The 17,490-nt window shown below is 60.2% G+C and carries 13 protein-coding genes; 1 reads left to right on the top strand and 12 read right to left on the bottom strand.

Annotated elements, in window-relative coordinates:
* Positions 1-128: 128 nt before the first annotated feature.
* The 10 genes from AB4O16_RS14375 to betI form a co-directional block, all read right to left on the bottom strand.
* The gene (locus tag AB4O16_RS14375; RefSeq protein WP_460157967.1) at positions 129-1,307 is read right to left on the bottom strand and encodes a BaiN/RdsA family NAD(P)/FAD-dependent oxidoreductase; all 1,179 of its coding nucleotides are present in this window, start codon (positions 1,305-1,307) and stop codon (positions 129-131) included.
* Positions 1,308-1,454: 147 nt separating this feature from the next.
* A complete protein-coding gene (gene dbpA / locus AB4O16_RS14370; RefSeq protein ID WP_256678226.1) occupies positions 1,455-2,792 on the bottom strand; it encodes an ATP-dependent RNA helicase DbpA in 1,338 nt (445 codons plus the stop codon).
* 105 nt (positions 2,793-2,897) lie between these two features.
* Complete coding sequence (mdtD, locus tag AB4O16_RS14365) at positions 2,898-4,325, bottom strand: multidrug transporter subunit MdtD (RefSeq protein ID WP_160386070.1); 1,428 nt, start codon at positions 4,323-4,325, stop codon at positions 2,898-2,900.
* Positions 4,326-4,436: 111 nt separating this feature from the next.
* Positions 4,437-5,774, bottom strand: a complete 1,338-nt coding sequence (locus tag AB4O16_RS14360) for a TldD/PmbA family protein (RefSeq protein WP_460157966.1) — start codon at positions 5,772-5,774, stop codon at positions 4,437-4,439.
* Positions 5,774-7,216 (bottom strand): TldD/PmbA family protein, encoded by a 1,443-nt coding sequence (locus AB4O16_RS14355; protein WP_460157965.1) that lies wholly within the window; start codon positions 7,214-7,216, stop codon positions 5,774-5,776. The genes AB4O16_RS14360 and AB4O16_RS14355 overlap by 1 nt, the downstream gene beginning before the upstream one ends.
* A 233-nt stretch (positions 7,217-7,449) precedes the next feature.
* Positions 7,450-7,794 carry an AzlD domain-containing protein gene (locus AB4O16_RS14350; protein WP_057398214.1) on the bottom strand — a complete coding sequence of 115 codons (345 nt, stop codon included), beginning with the start codon at positions 7,792-7,794 and terminating at the stop codon, positions 7,450-7,452.
* The gene (locus tag AB4O16_RS14345) at positions 7,791-8,516 is read right to left on the bottom strand and encodes an AzlC family ABC transporter permease (protein ID WP_460157964.1); all 726 of its coding nucleotides are present in this window, start codon (positions 8,514-8,516) and stop codon (positions 7,791-7,793) included. Before AB4O16_RS14345 ends, AB4O16_RS14350 begins: the two co-directional genes overlap by 4 nt.
* Positions 8,517-8,843: 327 nt before the next feature.
* Positions 8,844-10,547 carry a choline dehydrogenase gene (gene betA, locus AB4O16_RS14340; protein ID WP_160388491.1) on the bottom strand — a complete coding sequence of 568 codons (1,704 nt, stop codon included), beginning with the start codon at positions 10,545-10,547 and terminating at the stop codon, positions 8,844-8,846.
* A gap of 175 nt (positions 10,548-10,722) precedes the next feature.
* Positions 10,723-12,195 (bottom strand): betaine-aldehyde dehydrogenase, encoded by a 1,473-nt coding sequence (gene betB, locus AB4O16_RS14335; RefSeq protein ID WP_160388490.1) that lies wholly within the window; start codon positions 12,193-12,195, stop codon positions 10,723-10,725.
* A gap of 63 nt (positions 12,196-12,258) precedes the next feature.
* Positions 12,259-12,852 carry a transcriptional regulator BetI gene (gene betI / locus AB4O16_RS14330; RefSeq protein WP_150719160.1) on the bottom strand — a complete coding sequence of 198 codons (594 nt, stop codon included), beginning with the start codon at positions 12,850-12,852 and terminating at the stop codon, positions 12,259-12,261.
* A gap of 380 nt (positions 12,853-13,232) precedes the next feature.
* On the opposite strand from betI, the gene AB4O16_RS14325 reads away from it, so the two are divergent.
* On the top strand, positions 13,233-15,173 hold the full coding sequence (locus AB4O16_RS14325; RefSeq protein ID WP_224791561.1) for a BCCT family transporter: 1,941 nt from the start codon (positions 13,233-13,235) through the stop codon (positions 15,171-15,173).
* A 237-nt stretch (positions 15,174-15,410) separates the two neighbouring features.
* On the opposite strand, the gene choV is transcribed toward AB4O16_RS14325, so the two are convergent.
* Both choV and choW read right to left on the bottom strand, forming a co-directional pair.
* A complete protein-coding gene (gene choV / locus AB4O16_RS14320; RefSeq protein WP_460157963.1) occupies positions 15,411-16,589 on the bottom strand; it encodes a choline ABC transporter ATP-binding protein in 1,179 nt (392 codons plus the stop codon).
* Positions 16,586-17,431, bottom strand: a complete 846-nt coding sequence (gene choW / locus AB4O16_RS14315) for a choline ABC transporter permease subunit (RefSeq protein WP_160388488.1) — start codon at positions 17,429-17,431, stop codon at positions 16,586-16,588. Before choW ends, choV begins: the two co-directional genes overlap by 4 nt.
* Positions 17,432-17,490: the final 59 nt, after the last annotated feature.

The raw sequence follows: 17,490 nt of genomic DNA, 5'->3' as shown, positions 1-17,490 counted from the left end.
GGCACCACAAACCACTGTGGGAGCGAGCTTGCTCGCGATGGCGGCCTGTCAATCAACATCTCTGTTGAATGTTATGGCCTCATCGCGAGCAAGCTCGCTCCCACAGGGGGTGGTGTTGATTTTTTGAATCAGACGTACTGCGCAGCCGCGTATCCGGATGCCCACGCCCACTGGAAATTGAACCCGCCCAGATGCCCGGTCACATCGAGTACCTCGCCGATGAAGTACAGCCCCGGGGTTTTCAGCGATTCCATGGTCTTGGATGAGACTTCATTGGTGTTGACGCCGCCCAGGGTCACCTCGGCGGTGCGATAGCCTTCGGTGCCCGCCGGTACGACTTTCCAGCTCGCCAGTTTCTCCGCGATATCGGCCAGTTCCGCGTGGGTGTACTGCTTCATCGGCTTGGAGACGAACCAGTTGTCCGCCAGCAGGTTGGCCATCTTCTTGGTGAAGATTTCCCCGAGCAGGGTTTTCAGCTCGCTGTTGGGGCGTTCGGCCTGTTGCTGTTGCAGCCAGGCCGGCACGTCGTGGTCCGGCATCAAGTTGATTTCGACAGTGTCACCGGATTCCCAGAACGAGGAGATCTGCAAAATCGCCGGGCCGCTGAGGCCACGGTGAGTGAACAGGATGTTCTCGCGAAAGCTCTGGTCGTTGCAGCTCACCAGGCAATCCACCGACGTACCGGACAGCTCGGTGCACAAGGCCTTGAGCTGATCGGTGATGGTGAAGGGCACCAGGCCGGCACGGGTCGGCAGCAGTTCGTGGCCAAACTGTTTGGCCACCTGATAGCCGAATCCGGTGGCGCCCAGGGTCGGGATCGACAGGCCGCCGGTGGCGATCACCAGCGATTCGCAGGTGATCTGGTCGAGCGTGGTGTCCAGCAAATAGCCCTTTTCGAGCTTCTCGATGGTCTGGATCGACGTGTCCAGGTGCAGGCTGACGCCGACCTGGTCGCACTCGTTGAGCAGCATTTCGAGGATGTCGCTGGACTTGTTATCGCAGAACAACTGGCCGAGTTTCTTCTCGTGGTACGGCACGCCATGCTTGGCCACCATGCCGATGAAGTCCCACTGGGTGTAACGGGCCAGGGCGGACTTGCAGAAATGCCCGTTCTGCGAGAGGAAATTGCTCGGCTCCGTGTACATGTTGGTGAAATTGCAGCGGCCACCGCCCGACATCAGGATTTTCTTGCCGGCCTTGTTGGCATGGTCGAGCAGCAACACCTTGCGCCCGCGCCCGGCGGCGGTCAGTGCACACATCAACCCTGCGGCGCCAGCGCCAATGATCACGACTTCGGTAGAGCGCAAAACGGTGTCCTCACACAAAATTCAAATTCACCGGCGATCCATGTGGGAGCGGGCTTGCCCGCGATGGCGGACTGACAGACAACATTGATGTTGAATGTTCTGGCCTCATCGCGGGCAAGCCCGCTCCCACAGGGGTATACGTTGTTCTTACAGGATACGCACGCGCAACGAGCGGCCCTTGATCTTGCCGTCGTTCAGGCGCTGCAAGGCCTGCTTGGCGACGCCGCGTTCCACGGCCACATAGGCCTGGAAGTCGAAAATCGCGATCTTGCCGACCTGGGCACCCGGGATGCCGGCATCACCGGTCAGTGCGCCAAGAATGTCGCCCGGACGAACCTTGTCCTTGCGGCCGGCAGCGATGCACAGGGTGCTCATCTGCGGCAGCAGCGGACCGCCACCCTTGGAGGTGAGGTTGTCGACCTGATCCCAGGTCAGCGGCGTCTGCTGCAATTGCTCGATGGCTTGGGCGCGCTGAGCTTCGGACGGCGCCACCAGGCTGATGGCGAGGCCTTTCTCACCGGCGCGGCCGGTACGGCCGACGCGGTGGATGTGGATTTCCGAATCACGGGCCAGTTCGACGTTGATCACCATGTCCAGGGAATCGATATCGAGACCACGAGCGGCGACGTCGGTGGCCACCAGTACCGAAGTACTGCGGTTGGCGAACATCGCCAGCACCTGGTCACGGTCACGCTGTTCCAGATCGCCGTGCAGGCCGACGGCGGAAATGCCTTTGGCGGTCAGGTGATCGACGGTTTCCTGAACCTGCTGCTTGGTGTAGCAGAAAGCCACGCAGGACGCCGGGCGGAAGTGGCCAAGCACCTTGGTCACCGCACTCATGCGGTCATCCGGCGAAATCTCGTAGAAGCGCTGTTCGATCTGCGTGTCGTCGTGGAAGGCTTCGGCCTTCACTTGCTGCGGGTTGCGCATGAACTTCGAGGCCAACTGCTTGATACCCACCGGGTAGGTGGCGGAGAACAGCAGGGTCTGGCGACGTTCCGGGGCCTGCATGATGATTTCTTCGATGGAATCGTAGAAACCCATGTCGAGCATGCGGTCGGCTTCGTCGAGGATCAGCGTGTTCAGGCCGTGCAATACCAGCGAGCCCTTGCGCAGGTGCTGCTGGATGCGTCCCGGGGTGCCGACGATGATGTGCGCGCCGTGTTCCAGCGAAGCGATCTGCGGGCCGAGGGACACGCCGCCGCACAGGGTCAGGACCTTGATGTTGTCTTCGGCCCGGGCCAGGCGACGGATTTCCTTGGCGACCTGGTCAGCCAGCTCGCGGGTCGGGCACAGGATCAGCGCCTGGCAACCGAAGTAGCGCGGATTGATCGGGTTCAGCAGGCCGATGCCGAAGGCCGCGGTCTTGCCGCTGCCGGTCTTGGCCTGGGCGATCAGGTCCATCCCCTTGAGGATCACCGGCAAGCTTTGCGCCTGGATCGGCGTCATCTGGGCATAACCGAGGGAGTCGAGGTTAGCCAGCATGGCGGCGGACAGCGGCAAAGTATTAAATTCGGTGGCGATGGTGGTCACGGGACTGGCCTGCAAAACAAAATGTCGCGCAGTGTACCAGCCCGATGGCCATTCGCCCTAAGGCTCTATGTGCTCTTCCGGACGTTTGACGCGCCGTCCGTCTTCCTTTGAGAGTTGAGAAAAGATCGTTGCGGCCAGCATCGCCATGATCCCGACCGTGACAAACGTCAGCTGGAACGCACCCAGAACCGTGTCTACACCGTCGTTACCAATCTCCGCCGTGAACCCGCCGAGCAACGCACCGGCGCACGCAACGCCCAGGCTCAGGGACAATTGCGCGACCACCGACAGCAAACTGTTGCCGCTGCTGGCGCTGGCGTCGTCGAGGTCGATCAGGGTCACGGTGTTCATCGCGGTGAACTGCAGGGAGTTGATGGCGCCAAGGATCGCCAGCTGGCACAGCAGCAGCCAGTACGGCGTCTGCTCGCTGACCAGGCCCATGCTCGCCAGCATGATGCCCAGCGCCAGGGTATTGCCGGTGAGCACGATGCGGTAGCCCAGACGCTCGATCAGCGGCCGCGCGACCCACTTGGCAATCATCGCCGCCGCGGCCAGCGGCAGCATGCTCATCCCGGCCTGTGATGGCGAATAGCCCAGCGCCACTTGCAGCAGCAACGGCACCAGAAAGGGCAGGGCGCCGCTGCCCAGGCGAGCGAACAGGTTGCCGAGAATGCCCACGGCAAAGGTCCGGGTCTTGAACAGCGACGGCGCGAACAAGGGATTGTCGATATGCCCGGCACGCAGCCAATACGCCGCCAGGCACGCCATGCCGCCGAACAGCAGCAACATCACCCGCAGGTGTGGCAGGTGCAATTCACCCAGGCCTTCCATGGCGATGGTGATCAGGATCATCGCCGCGCCAAACAGCACGAAGCCCAGGCTATCGAAGCGGGTGCGCTCGGACCCGCGCAGGTCGGGGATGAATTTCCACACGGCGTAGCAACCGACCAGCCCCACCGGCAGGTTGATCAGGAAAATCCAGTGCCAGGTCAGGTATTGCACCATCCAGCCGCCCATGGTCGGGCCGATCAGCGGGCCGAGCAGCCCGGGAATGGTGATGAAGCCCATGATCCGCACCAGTTCCGAACGCGGGTAGGCGCGCAACACCACCAGCCGCCCGACCGGCAACATCAACGCGCCGCCCAGGCCCTGGATCACCCGGGCGCCGATCAACTGGGTCAGGGTGGTCGACAGGGCGCACAGCAGCGAGCCGAGGCTGAACAGCAGGATCGCGCTGAAAAAGATCTTCCGGGTGCCGAAGCGATCGGCGATCCATCCCGAAGCGGGAATCAGCAAGGCGACCGTGAGCATGTAGGCGATGATCACACCCTGCATGCGCAACGGGTCTTCGGCCAGGTCGCGGGCCATGGCCGGCAGGGCAGTGTTGAGGATGGTCCCGTCGAGGGACTGCATGAAGAAGGCAATGGCGACGACCCAGGGTATCCAGCGGGCGGTCACAGCGTCGAGAGGCGGGCGGTTGGGCATGGAACCTCTTGTCAGTGTGAGTCAGGGAGTCCGTGGTGACTTCATCGCGGGCAAGCCCGCTCCCACAGGGATCACGCTCAACCTGTGGGAGCGGGCTTGCCCGCGATGCTTTTACAAGGTCAACGTTAGTCGACTGACCAGCGCTCCAGGCAACAACGCCGAAGCCGTGGCCCGCTGGCTGTAGGTACTCGCCGACAACAGCAATTCGCGCTCTGCGGTCAACGCTTCCAGGCGTGAACCGAGCAGGCTGAAGGCGCTGTCATCGAAGCGCATGGTGCTGACCGGTGCCTGGATCTCGCCGTTCTCGACCCAGAACGTGGCAAAGCGGGTCATGCCGGTCAGGCGGGCGGCGGGTTGATCCGAGAAGTTCAGGTACCACAGGTTGCTGATGTACAACCCCGTGCCCAGTTGCTTGAGGATGTCCGCGTCGGGCAATGCTCCGGCCTTCATGTTCAGTGCGCTCGGCGATTCACCGCCGCTGGCACCGTTGGCGGTCAAACCGTATTCCGCGGCGCTGCGCGAGCTGACCAGCCGCGCCCCGGCCTTGCCGTCGACGATCAACCCCAGATCGCTGCGCGGGTAACCTTCATCGGAAAATGCCGGGCTCAGTGAACCGCTGACTTTTTCATCCAGCGAGACCAGCGGGCTGAACGTGCTGTCGCCAGCGTAGAGCTTTTGCAGCGGGCTGCTTTTGCTGGCAATTGATTGTGCCGAGAAACCACCCCAGCACAGCATGCCCATTATTTCTTCCAGCGCCGCCGGTGCCAGGTAAGCGCGGTACTGGCCGGGCGCCAGGGTACGCAGCGGCCGACCCAGAACCTCAAGCTGCTCGCGGGCTTGCTGGAAGCGTTTGGCAAAGCCTTCGCCATCCCATTCATGCCCGGCGTAGCTGGCCTTTACGGCCTGGCCGTTCTCGTGGAACAGGCTGAAGTCGAAATTGAAACTGTTGGCCTGATGCCAGCCGAAGGCGCCCGAAGAACTGGCAAAGCCACGACTGATCGGTCCGGCAGCGTAGAAACCGACAAGATCCAGCCCTTCGGCGGCCTGGGTAATCTGCGCGACCACCTGCTCGGTGTCCGGTAGCGGATGGGCCTGCACGTTGTTGCTCTGCCAGCCATTGTGGTTGAGCAGCAGGTAAGGATCCGGAGGCAACAGCGGCAAGGTTTCCCGCAATTGGTGCAGACCGTCGGTCAAGCGTTGCAGATCAACGTGGGGATCACCCGCCAGCGTGATCTGCAGATCGGCATGGCGGCCTTCGTTGATCAGCTTCAGGCCAATGCTCGCCTGCTGCACCTGACCGGCCTGGCGCACCCTGGCCTGGTTGAAGCGTATGAAGGCCGACGATTCGGCGGCGTAGCTGAGGGTGAACTGCTCGGGCTCTTGCAGGGCTTCACGCAGGCTGTTGACCAGCGCCTTGAACGATGCGGACTGGCTGATTGACGGATGCATCAGGCGTCTCCTCCGAATACATCAACGTTGCTGAACACGCAGGCCGGTGAAGCGTGGCCGACGCGGATCACCTGGTTCGGCTCACCCTTGCCGCAGTTCGGTGTGCCGAGGACCTTGAGGGTGCTGGCATCGCCAACGGCGCTGAGGCTCTTCCAGAACTGCGCGGAGATGCCCCTGTAGTTGGGATTCTTCACCACGCCCTTGAGTTCGCCGTTTTCTATCAGTTGGCCCCATTCGCAGCCGAACTGGAATTTGTTGCGCGCATCGTCGATCGACCAGGATCGGTTGGTCGACATCAGCACGCCGTGTTCGATGCCACCGATCAACTGTTCGATGGACTGATCGCCCGGTTCGATGTTGAGGTTGGCCATGCGATCGATCGGCGCACGGTTCCAGCCGCAGGCGCGGCTGTTGGCCACGCCGTCCATGCCGGCCCGGAATTGCGACAGCGCACCGCCCAGCGGGCGCAGCAACAGGCCTTCACGAATCAGGAACTGCTTGCTGGCGGGCGTACCGTCGTCGTCATGGCCGTAGCTGGCGAGCTCCTCGGGTATATCCGGATCGAAGGTCACGTTGAGCAGTCCGGAACCATATTGCAGGCGGCCGAAGTCTTCGGTTTTGACGAAACTGGTGCCGGCGTAATTGCGCTCGTCACCGAGGATGCGGTCCAGCTCCAGCGGGTGGCCGATGGATTCGTGGATTTGCAGCATCATCTGGTCGGGCATCAGCAGCAGGTCGCGTTTGCCTTGCGGGGTGTTTGGCGCCAGAAGCAATTGCAGCGCCTGGTCGGCCACATGGGCGCCGGCACCGATCAGGCCGCAGCGGCTGATGACGTCCGCCGCGCCCTGCTGGCCGAAGTTCTCGCGGCCAAGGCTGCGGGTCTGGCTGTCGTTGCCGTCGTAGGCCGTGACATCCAGGCCGGGGTACACAAAACGTTGGGCCTGGCGCAGTTCGGCGCCGGCGCTGTTGAGGTAGATCTGCTCGACGTGGGTGATGCCGAGGCTGACTTGCCAGTTCACCAGGCGCTCGTCCCCGGGCACGGCGGCCGACTCGGCGCCCAGCAGGTGGTAGCAGTCGTTCAGTGACGGGAAGGCTTGGTCGAGGTTCGGCGAAAAATAATCGGCACGGTCGCTGGAAACAGCCTGCGAACGCAGGTCCAGCAAGGCGTGGGGCTTGAGTCGACGGGCCAGCAGCTCGGCACGTTCGAGGGCAGCCTGCAAGCCTGTTGGCGACAGGTCGTTGGTGGCCGCATAGGCCTCGACACCATTGACCCGCACGGTCAGCATCGCCCCTTCGTCACGGCTCAGGCTCGGCGGCTCGGCGACGTTCTTGCGCACCGACAGGTACTGCCCGTATTCGCGCACATAACGCAGGGAAAAGAATTCAGCACCCGTGCGCAAGGCAGCGAAGCGCTGCTTGAGCTGGGGGTAGAAGTCGAACATTCGTGAACCTCCTGGGTCTGGAGTGGCGATGGAGCGGTGCTGCGAGGGGAAGGGGTGAAACGATTGCGTGGCGCTAGATTAGGCCTGCGAGGGTGGGCGGATCAAGGGCGGAGCAGTGGCGGAAAAGATTACGAAGTGCAGAGGGCGCGTGACGAATTGGCTGAAGATTGAGTTCGCGAACAGCCATTGCAGCTTGCTCGCGAACAATTCCACTGTCCGGCAAAGTACTGCATTCAGCCGTTCAGATAAACGAAAGCTGCAACATAAATGAATAGGCTTGCAAAAAAAGCAGGCAGAATTTTTCTTGTTTTGGCCACCGCGATGAAGGTGCCGACTAGCAAGAACAGCTTCAGTGCATCCAGCGTTTCAAATTGCTGTATCAGTGTCAGAGCATCCTTCTTGTTGAATGCAGTGTCGTAAATGATGACTCCCAACATTGCTTGTGCGCTGTAGCTGATAAACCGATAAAAGGAACCTTGGGTTTGCGTAAGTGCGGTGCTGTTTTTGAAGGCAAAGGGAAGGGCACGAAATGCAAAGGCGGTAAGGGCGGAAAATGCAATAAGAAGCCAGATTGTCATGGAGCTACACCACCTCGTTTTTTGTAATTGTTTTCAATCAACACGATCAATCCGCCGATTATAAAAGGCGTGCAGAGCAAGCTGTAATCCTTGAATAAATAGACCAGAAGGGGGGCGCCGACAAAGCCAAGCCAGTAACTCGACACTTCCGAGTAATGAGGCCAGTGCTTGCCGGCCAAAGCGGTAAATTGCAGCGGTAATAGAAGTGTCATCGCGGCATAGATGACCGGTGAAGTGAATTGTGCGCCGGTGATGAAGCCGACGTAGGTACAGATAATCGATACAGCAAATATTGGAAGACCAAGGCCGATCATGTAAGTGAAGGGGCGATCGGTTTTGCGCTTGAATCGAGTGACGCACCCAGTGAATATCGAGGGAGTGATCAGAATCAGGGAAGCCATGGTTTTCGAGGTGGAAGTGTTTCTAATATAGGGGGCAAGCGTTGCGGAAAGTAGTACGAAGCGAGCGTTGAGCGCCAGGATGATAGGGACCAGTATCCATCCGTCGTTATGACTTTGTATCAGCAGGAACTGCAGTGGGGTGGAAAATATTAACAGAGTCGTTGCAAGCGCTTGGCTTAGTGATAATGATTGAGTTGCGCTTAAAATACCGATGGATAAGTACAGGAAAATGAACGCGACGCCAAACGTGATTGCGTCGCGCGCACCTTCAGTGAAAACGTTGATGGTCGAGGATCGAGTGGATGTAACTGGAGTCACCATCAGTGGGCCGCTCGCGTATAGGTTGTTTCATCCAGTGGGAAGTAGTGCTTTCTACGAAAGTGACTTGGGGTCTTGAGTCTGTCGATGCCAGGCATGTCCTTGATCTCCATTGAACTGCTCGCGTCCGGCTGAAGCGGGTCGCGGATAGTAATGGAGGTCTTTAGGTTCGTGGGAATACATGTGTAACGAGTGTTGTTGAGAGTCTGTAATTGTTTTTAGTTACTTGGTGTGAAGATTATTGTTTGTTGTAAATAGCTTGTGTTAATCGAAAAAAAACCGCCAACCCGGAAAGGTTGACGGTTCTGTTTGAAGCAAGTGCGAGAACGGTTACAGAGCTGTCTGGCTCACTTCCCGCGCCGGCTTGCCCTTCACCGGCGCTTCACCTGCCACATAGTAGGTGGCGGTGCTGCGCGGCAATGGCTTGCGACCACGGATCTTGTCGGCGATTTTCTCGGCCATCATGATCGTTGGTGCATTGAGGTTGCCGGTGGTGATGATCGGCATGATCGAGGCATCGACCACACGCAGGCCTTGCATGCCGTGCACGCGACCTTCGCCATCGACCACGGCCATTTCGTCGGTGCCCATCTTGCACGAGCAGGAAGGGTGGAACGCGGTTTCGGCGTGTTCGCGGATGAACTTGTCCAGCTGTTCATCGGTTTGCACTTCGATGCCCGGGCTGATCTCGCGACCACGGAAGGCGTCCAGAGCCGGCTGTTGCATGATTTCCCGGGTCAGGCGGATGCCGTCGCGGAATTCCTGCCAGTCCTGCTCGGTGGCCATGTAGTTGAACAGGATGCTCGGATGCTGGCGCGGGTCTTTCGACTTGGCCTGGATGCGTCCGCGGCTAGGCGAACGCATGGAGCCCATGTGTGCCTGGAAACCGTGCTCTTTCACACCGTTGCTGCCGTTGTAGTTAATCGCTACCGGCAGGAAGTGGTACTGGATGTTCGGCCATTCGAATTCCGGACGGGTGCGGATGAAACCGCCGGCTTCGAACTGGTTGCTGGCGCCGATGCCGGTGCCGTTGAACAGCCACTCGGCACCGATGGCCGGCTGGTTGTACCAGAGCAGCGACGGGTACAGCGAAACCGGTTGGGTGCAAGCGTATTGCAGGTACAACTCAAGGTGATCCTGCAGGTTTTCACCGACGCCCGGCAGGTCGTGGACCACCGGAATGTCGAGCTTGTTCAACAATTCGGCCGGGCCGACGCCGGAACGTTGCAGTATCTGCGGCGAAGCGATGGCGCCGGAGCACAGCAGCACTTCCTTGCGCGCCTTGACTTCAACACGCTCTTCAGCGGCGCCGACCAGGTAACGCACACCGACCGCACGCTTGCCTTCGAACAGGATCTTGTCGGTCAGGGCGTGGGTGACGATGGTCAGGGTCGAACGTTTCTTGGCGACGTCCAGATAGCCGCGGGCGGTGGAAGCACGGCGGCCTTTCGGCGTCACGGTGCGGTCCATCGGGCCGAAGCCTTCCTGCTGGTAGCCGTTGAGGTCCTCGGTGCGCGGGTAACCGGCCTGTACGCCGGCTTCAACCATGGCGTGGAACAGCGGGTTGTTGCCGGCTTTCGGTGTAGTCACGCTGACCGGGCCGTCGCCACCGTGGTAATCGTTCGGACCGATGTCACGGGTTTCCGCTTTGCGGAAATACGGCAGGCAGTCGAGGTACGACCAGTCTTCAAGGCCTGGCAGTTTCGCCCAGCCGTCGTAGTCCATGGCGTTGCCGCGGATGTAGCACATGCCGTTGATCAGCGAAGAACCACCCAGGCCCTTGCCGCGACCGCATTCCATGCGACGACCGTCCATGTGTGGCTCGGCATCGGTTTCGTAGGCCCAGTTGTAGCGACGGCCTTGCAGCGGGAACGCCAAAGCGGCCGGCATCTGCGTGCGGAAGTCGAAACGGTAGTCCGGGCCGCCGGCTTCGAGCAGCAGGACGGTGACGCCTGCGTCTTCGGTCAGACGGGTCGCCAGGGTGTTACCGGCCGAGCCGGCACCGATGATGATGTAATCGAATTCTTGGGACATTGAATGCACCCTCTTTGATAGTGGTCAGGTCGGGCCTTGGCGAGTGCTGCGCACTCGATCGCCAGCAAGCCGGCTCCTACAGGGTTGAGGTAACCAATGATTTGGCGAACGACGCCAAATCTGTAGGAGCCGGCTTGCTGGCGATGACGGCCTCGCAGGCGAAGCAATTGCCGCCTTAGAACACCGAGACGTAATCGCCCAGCTCGACCTGTACCGATTTGATGCGGGTGAAGTTGTTCAGCGAGCTGATGCCGTTCTCACGGCCGACACCCGACTGCTTGTAGCCGCCGACCGGCATTTTCGCGTCGGACTCGCCCCAGGCGTTGATCCAGCAGATACCGGCTTCCAGTTGATGAATCACGCGGTGGGCGCGGTTCAGATCCTTGGTGACGATACCGGCGGCCAGGCCGAAGTCGGTGTCGTTGGCGCGACGGATCACTTCTTCCTCGGTTTCGTACGACAGGATCGCCATCACCGGGCCGAAGATTTCTTCACGGACGATGGTCATCTCGTCGGTGCAGTCGGTGAACACGGTCGGGGCCACGAAGGCGCCCTTGGCGAAATCGCCGTCGGTCAGACGCTCACCGCCACACAGAACGCGTGCGCCTTCTTCCTTGCCCTTGGCGATGTAGCCCAGCACGCTTTCCATGTGGGCGAAGCTGACCAGCGGGCCGAAGTTGGTGTTTTCATCTTCCGGGTTGCCGACGCGGATGCGCGCAACGCGCTCAACGATCTTGGCTTCGAAAGCGGCTTTCAGGTGAGCCGGTACGAACACGCGAGTGCCGTTGGTGCAGACCTGGCCGGAGCTGTAGAAGTTGGCCATCATCGCGGTGTCGGCGGCGCGATCGAGGTCGGCGTCGTCGCAGATGATCAGCGGGGATTTGCCGCCCAGTTCCATGGTCACGTCCTTGAGCGACGAAGCCGAAGCGCTGGCCATGACTTTCTTGCCGGTGTCGGTGCCGCCGGTGAACGAGATCTTCTCGATGCGCGGGTGCTCGGTCAGCCAGGTGCCGACTTCACGGCCGCTGCCGGTCAGGACGTTGAACACGCCGTTTGGCAGGCCGGCTTCGGTGTAGATCTCGGCCAGTTTCAGGGTGGTCAGCGAGGTGACTTCGCTTGGCTTGAAGATCATCGCGTTGCCAGCCGCCAGGGCCGGTGCGGATTTCCACAGGGCGATCTGGATCGGGTAGTTCCACGCGCCGATACCGGCGACGACGCCCAGCGGCTCGCGACGGGTGTAGACGAACGACGTGGTGCGCAGCGGAATCTGCTCGCCTTCGATGGCCGGCACCAGGCCTGCGTAGTATTCCAGCACGTCAGCACCGGTAACGATGTCGACGTACTTGGTTTCGGAGAACGATTTACCGGTGTCCAGGGTTTCCAGGGCGGCCAGTTCGTCGTTGCGCTCACGCAGGATTTCCACGGCGCGACGCAGGATGCGCGAACGCTCCATGGCGGTCATGGCAGCCCAGATTTTCTGGCCCTTTTCGGCGCTGACGACAGCGCGCTCGACGTCATCGAAGGTTGCGCGCTGTACTTTTGCGAGGACTTCACCGTTAGCCGGGTTGATGGCTTCGAAAGTGGCGTCGCTGCTGGCGTCGCTGTAAGCACCATCGATGTAGAGTTTTTGCAATTCGAAACGGGCCATAAAGTCCTCGCAAGAGCATCAAGTGGTTGGCACGGTCCGGTGGTTGAGCGTTCTGTATGTGCTCTAACTCACCCGCTTGGCCAGTTGGATATCCATGTATTCGTAAGCGATCTGTTGCGCCTGCCCGGTGTCGAAAGCGTCTCCCGACAGCGCGCCGCGCAACCACAAACCGTCAATCAACGCTGCCAGGCCACGGGCGGCGGTGCGCGCATCATCGAGCGGCAACACGCGGCGGAACTGGCAGCACAGGTTGGAATACAGACGGTGATCGTTGATCCGCTGCAACCTGTGCAAAGACGGCTGGTGCATGCTGGTGGCCCAGAAGGCCAGCCAGGTTTTCATTGCCGGGCCATTGACCTGGCTGGCGTCGAAGTTGCCTTCGATGATCACCTGCAGATGCGCCCGCGGGCTGTCATCTGTCAACGCCAGTCGGCGCGCGGTGACGTTCTCGCTCAGCACAGTCATCAAGTACCCCATGGTGGCGGCGATCAGGCCATTCTTGTCCTGAAAATAGTGACTGATGATGCCGTTCGAGACACCGGCCAAACGGGCGATCAGCGCAATGCTGGCGTCCCCCATTCCGACCTGATCGACGGCCAGCAAAGTGGCTTCGATCAATTGCTGGCGGCGGATGGGTTGCATACCGACCTTGGGCATCTTGCACATCTCCTTAGGCCTTCCGGCAGACGTCGAACGTCTATCGGCTTGTGGGCCAGTCTATTTTGTTTTGATTGAACGTTCAATCAACAAAGAATAAGATCTGCGACAAATCGTCGCTATCAACAGATTTTTCCTACAGATGGCGGCGAAAAAATCGACTTCCGAAAATGCTCGAAACCTACGCGCCACGGCGCTTCAGGCTTTCGGGCTTTTTTCGGGGTGTCTTTATATCACCCGCTGGTCGGCTGCCCACTAACCGATTGGTCGGGTAACACGTTTGTCTTGCGTTCTTCTCTCGCACTGCCCGGAGCATCTGTGCCATGAGTTCTGCCTCGCTAATAAAGACCCCACCCGAGAAGGTGACGGTCAACGGTTGGGTGTTCTACACCTCTACCGCGTTGATTCTGTTGTTGACCGCCATTCTGATCATTGCCCCGCAAGAGGCCGGCAGACTGCTCGGTACGGCGCAAGCCTGGTTGTCCCGTAGCTTCGGCTGGTACTACATGGTGGTGATTGCCGCCTACCTGATCTTCGTCGTCGGCCTGGCGTTTTCGTCCTACGGCAAACTGAAACTGGGCAGCAAGGACGACACCCCGGACTTCAGCTACGGCGCCTGGGCGGGGATGCTGTTCTCGTCGGGTATCGGCATTTCGTTGCTGTACTTCGGTGCTTCCGAGCCGCTGGATCACTACTTCAATCCGCCGGAAGGCGTGGCTGGCAGCAATCTTGCCGCCCGTCAGGCGGTGCAGCTGACGTTCCTGCACTGGGGTCTGCACGGCTGGGCGATCTACGCATTGGTCGGTCTGGCCGTTGCCTACTTTGCTTATCGTCATAACCAGCCGCTGGCTTTGCGTTCGGCGCTGTATCCGCTGGTAGGTGAGCGCTGGGTCAAAGGCGCGGCCGGTCATGCGGTAGACGGCTTTGGCATGTTCGTGACCCTGTTGGGTCTGGTGACCAACCTGGGGATTGGTTCGCTGCAAGTGTCGTCGGGGCTGGAAAACCTGTTCGGCATGGAACACAGCAACACCAATCTGCTGATCGTGATTATCGTGATGAGCACCGTGGCGACCATCGCTGCCGTGTCGGGTGTGGAAAACGGTATCCGCCGCCTGTCCAACCTGAACATCGTGCTGTTCAGCGGCCTGCTGATTTTCGTGCTGCTGTTTGGTCCGACCCTGCACCTGCTCAACGGCTTTGTACAGAACGTCGGTGATTACCTGAACGGCGTGGTGCTGAAGACCTTCGACCTCTATGTGTACGAAGGCGACAGTGAGAAGTCCGACCGCTGGTTGGGCCTGTGGACTCTGTTCTACTGGGCCTGGTGGATTTCCTGGGCGCCATTCGTGGGCATGTTCATCGCGCGTATTTCCCGTGGTCGTACCGTGCGTGAACTGGTCGCCGGCGTGCTCCTGATTCCACTGGGTTTCACCCTGGCGTGGCTGTCGATCTTCGGTAACTCGGCCCTGGACCTGGTGATGAACCACGGGGCGGTGGAGCTCGGGAAGACGGCGCTGGAACAGCCGTCCATGGCGATCTACCAGTTGCTGGAGCATTACCCGGCGTCGAAAGTGGTGATCGGCGTATCGATTTTCGTTGGTTTCGTGCTGTTCCTGACCCCGGCGGACTCCGGCGCGGTGATGATGGCCAACCTGTCGTGCAAGGGCGGTAACGTCGACGAAGACGCCCCGCACTGGCTGCGGATCTTCTGGTCGGCGGTGATCACCCTGGTGACCATCGGTTTGTTGTTCGCCGGTAACTTCGAAGCCATGCAGACCATGGTGGTGCTGGCCGGCCTGCCGTTCTCGGTGGTGCTGGTGTTCTTCATGTTCGGCTTGCACAAGGCCATGCGCCAGGACGTGCAGATCGAACAGGAGCAAGCGGAGTTGGCGGCACGCGGTCGTCGTGGTTTCAGTGAGCGTTTGACCCAACTGGACCTGCAACCGAGCCAGTCGGTGGTTCAGCGTTTCATGGACAAGCATGTGAGCCCGGCACTGCAGGACGCGACGACGCAGATGCGTGCTCAAGGCCTGGAAGTGCAGACGCTGCTGGGCAAGTCCAAGCGTTGCATGGGCGTGCGGGTCGAGATGGAAGAGGGCAACCCGTTTGTCTACGAAGTCAGTCTGGACGGCTATCTGGCCACGCCAACCGAGTCGGCGCAGTCCGATGAGGCGCGTCAGCGCTACTACCGTGCCGAGGTGTATCTGCACAACGGCAGCCAGGACTACGACTTGATGGGCTTCACCCAGGATCAGATCACCCGTGACGTGCTCGATCAGTTTGAAAGCCATCGGCAGCTCCTTGGCCGGGTTTACAGCTGAGTGACCGCACAGCCTTTGTAGGAGCTGGCTTGCCAGCGAATGCGACACCGCGGTGCATCTGATGCACCGCCATCGCCAGCAAGCCGGCTCCTACAGGGCTAGCGAGCACTTCACCGCGGTGTATCTGATACACCGCCATCGCCGGCAAGCCGGCTCCTACAGAGATAGCGTTGATACAAATAACGCGCTCAAACAAAAACGCCGCGATCCTCTCGCGGCGTTTTTGTGTCTGTTGCCTTACCCCAGGTTCTTGCCGAGCAGTGCGTGATACAGCTCGCTGTCGCCCAGAATCCCCACCACCTTGTTGTTGTCGTGCAGCACCAGCTTGTTGCCGGTCTGATAACGAATCTGCAGCGCGTCGCGCATGCCGATGTTCGAGTCCACCAGTGTTGGTCGACGACCCAGCCCTTCAACGGCCTGACCCGGTGCCCAGTTCTGCAGGTCCAGGGTCGAACCGTTCTGACGGGCGCCCTTGATGGTGTTGCCTTCAGCCAGGTCCAGCCACGAATCGCCGCCCGGATCGAGGCACACCGAACCGTTGATGCGTTTGCAGTTGTCCAGGGTGCGCATCAGGCTGCGGCCGCACAGTACGTTCAGTGGGTTGGTGTGGGCCACGAAGGTCCGCACGTAGTCGTCCGCAGGGTTGAGGACGATTTCTTCCGGCTTGCTGTACTGGATGATCCGGCCGTCTTTCATGATCGCGATACGGCTGCCCAGTTTCAGGGCCTCGTCGAGGTCGTGGCTGACGAACACGATGGTCTTGCTCAGCTTGCGTTGCAGTTCCAGCAGCTCGTCTTGCAGACCCTGGCGGATCAGCGGGTCGAGTGCCGAGAACGGTTCGTCCATCAGCAGGATGTCGGCGTCCATCGCCAGCGCACGGGCCAGGCCCACACGTTGCTGCATGCCACCGGACAGCTCGTTGGGTTTCTTGTTGCGCCACTGGGTCAGGCCCACCAGCTCAAGCTTGTCGTCCACCAGCTTGCGGCGTTCCTTTTCGGGACGACCCTGCATCTCCAGGCCGAAGCTGATGTTCTCGCGAACGGTCAGCCAGGGCATCAGGGCGAACTTCTGGAACACCATCGCAATGCGCTTGGTGCGCATCATTTTCAGTTCTGCCGGAGTGCAGGACGCGATGTCGATCTGCTTGCCTTCGTGCTCGACGTACAACTTGCCGCGACTGACGGTGTTGAGGCCGTTGATGCAACGCAGCAGGCTGGACTTGCCGGAGCCGGACAGGCCCATCAGTACGCAGATCTCACCTTTTTCAACATCCAGGCTGGCTTTTTCAACGCCGACAATCTGCCCGGTCTTTTTCAGGATTTCGTTGCGCGTCATTCCCTGATCCAGCAGCTTGAGCGCCTCGCGTGGATCCTTGGAGAAAATAACGTCAACGTTTTCGAAGCGAATAATGCTCATGCATCACCCCCTACTTTGGCGTCGGGTTGTTTGCAGATACGGTCGAGCATGATCGCCAGCAGTACGATCGCCAGGCCTGCTTCGAAGCCCAGGGCGATATCAGCAGTGTTCAGTGCGTTGACCACCGGTTTGCCCAGGCCATCGGCGCCTACCAGTGCAGCGATCACCACCATCGAAAGAGACAGCATGATGCACTGGGTGATGCCGGCCGCGATGCTTGGCATGGCGTGGGGCAGTTCGATTCGCGAGAGCAGCTGACGGCGCGAGCAGCCAAAGGCCTTGCCGGCGTCCATCAATTCTTCCGGAACATCGCGGATACCCAGGTAGGTCAGGCGGATGGGCGCGGCAATCGCGAACACCACCGTGGAGATCAGGCCCGGGACCACACCCAGCCCGAAGAGGGTCAGGGTAGGAATGAGGTAAACGAAGGTCGGTACGGTCTGCATCAGATCGAGTACCGGACGCATTAAAGTGTAGAACATCGGCTTGTGCGCCGCGACGATGCCCAGTGGCACGCCGATGACCACGCAGACCAGGGTGGCGAACAGCACCTGGGCGAGGGTTTCCATGGTTTCCTGCCAGTACCCCAGATTGAGGATCAGCAGAAAGGAAGCAATGACAAAGGCGGTCAGGCCCCATTTGCGTTGGATGAAGTGTGCCAGTAGTGCGATCAGGCCGATCAATGCCAGCGGGTTGAACCAGGTCAGCGCAAACGTCACGCCGTGGATCATCGTTTCCAGTGTCACGGCGATGGCGTCGAAGGTGTTGGCGCCGTGTTGCGTCAACCATTCAACGAAGCCTGCGATGTACTGGCCTAGGGGTATTTTCTGATCAATCAGCATGGTAGTGAACGTCCGCATGCAAGGAAATAAACAGCCCGGGCAGGCGAGCCTGCCCGGCA

It is taken from the genome of Pseudomonas sp. S2_H10, assembly GCF_054668285.1.
The sequence above is the reverse complement of the archived record's forward strand: the minus strand, read 5'-3'. Positions and strand labels throughout refer to the sequence as shown.

Coding starts and splice junctions, on each gene's coding strand:
- choV (WP_460157963.1), bottom strand. CDS start 16,589: ATGAGCATTATTCGCTTCGAAAACGTTGACGTTATTTTCTCCAAGGAT.
- AB4O16_RS14360 (WP_460157966.1), bottom strand. CDS start 5,774: ATGCATCCGTCAATCAGCCAGTCCGCATCGTTCAAGGCGCTGGTCAAC.
- dbpA (WP_256678226.1), bottom strand. CDS start 2,792: ATGCTGGCTAACCTCGACTCCCTCGGTTATGCCCAGATGACGCCGATC.
- mdtD (WP_160386070.1), bottom strand. CDS start 4,325: ATGCCCAACCGCCCGCCTCTCGACGCTGTGACCGCCCGCTGGATACCC.
- betB (WP_160388490.1), bottom strand. CDS start 12,195: ATGGCCCGTTTCGAATTGCAAAAACTCTACATCGATGGTGCTTACAGC.
- betA (WP_160388491.1), bottom strand. CDS start 10,547: ATGTCCCAAGAATTCGATTACATCATCATCGGTGCCGGCTCGGCCGGT.
- AB4O16_RS14355 (WP_460157965.1), bottom strand. CDS start 7,216: ATGTTCGACTTCTACCCCCAGCTCAAGCAGCGCTTCGCTGCCTTGCGC.
- choW (WP_160388488.1), bottom strand. CDS start 17,431: ATGCTGATTGATCAGAAAATACCCCTAGGCCAGTACATCGCAGGCTTC.
- betI (WP_150719160.1), bottom strand. CDS start 12,852: ATGCCCAAGGTCGGTATGCAACCCATCCGCCGCCAGCAATTGATCGAA.
- AB4O16_RS14345 (WP_460157964.1), bottom strand. CDS start 8,516: ATGGTGACTCCAGTTACATCCACTCGATCCTCGACCATCAACGTTTTC.
- AB4O16_RS14350 (WP_057398214.1), bottom strand. CDS start 7,794: ATGACAATCTGGCTTCTTATTGCATTTTCCGCCCTTACCGCCTTTGCA.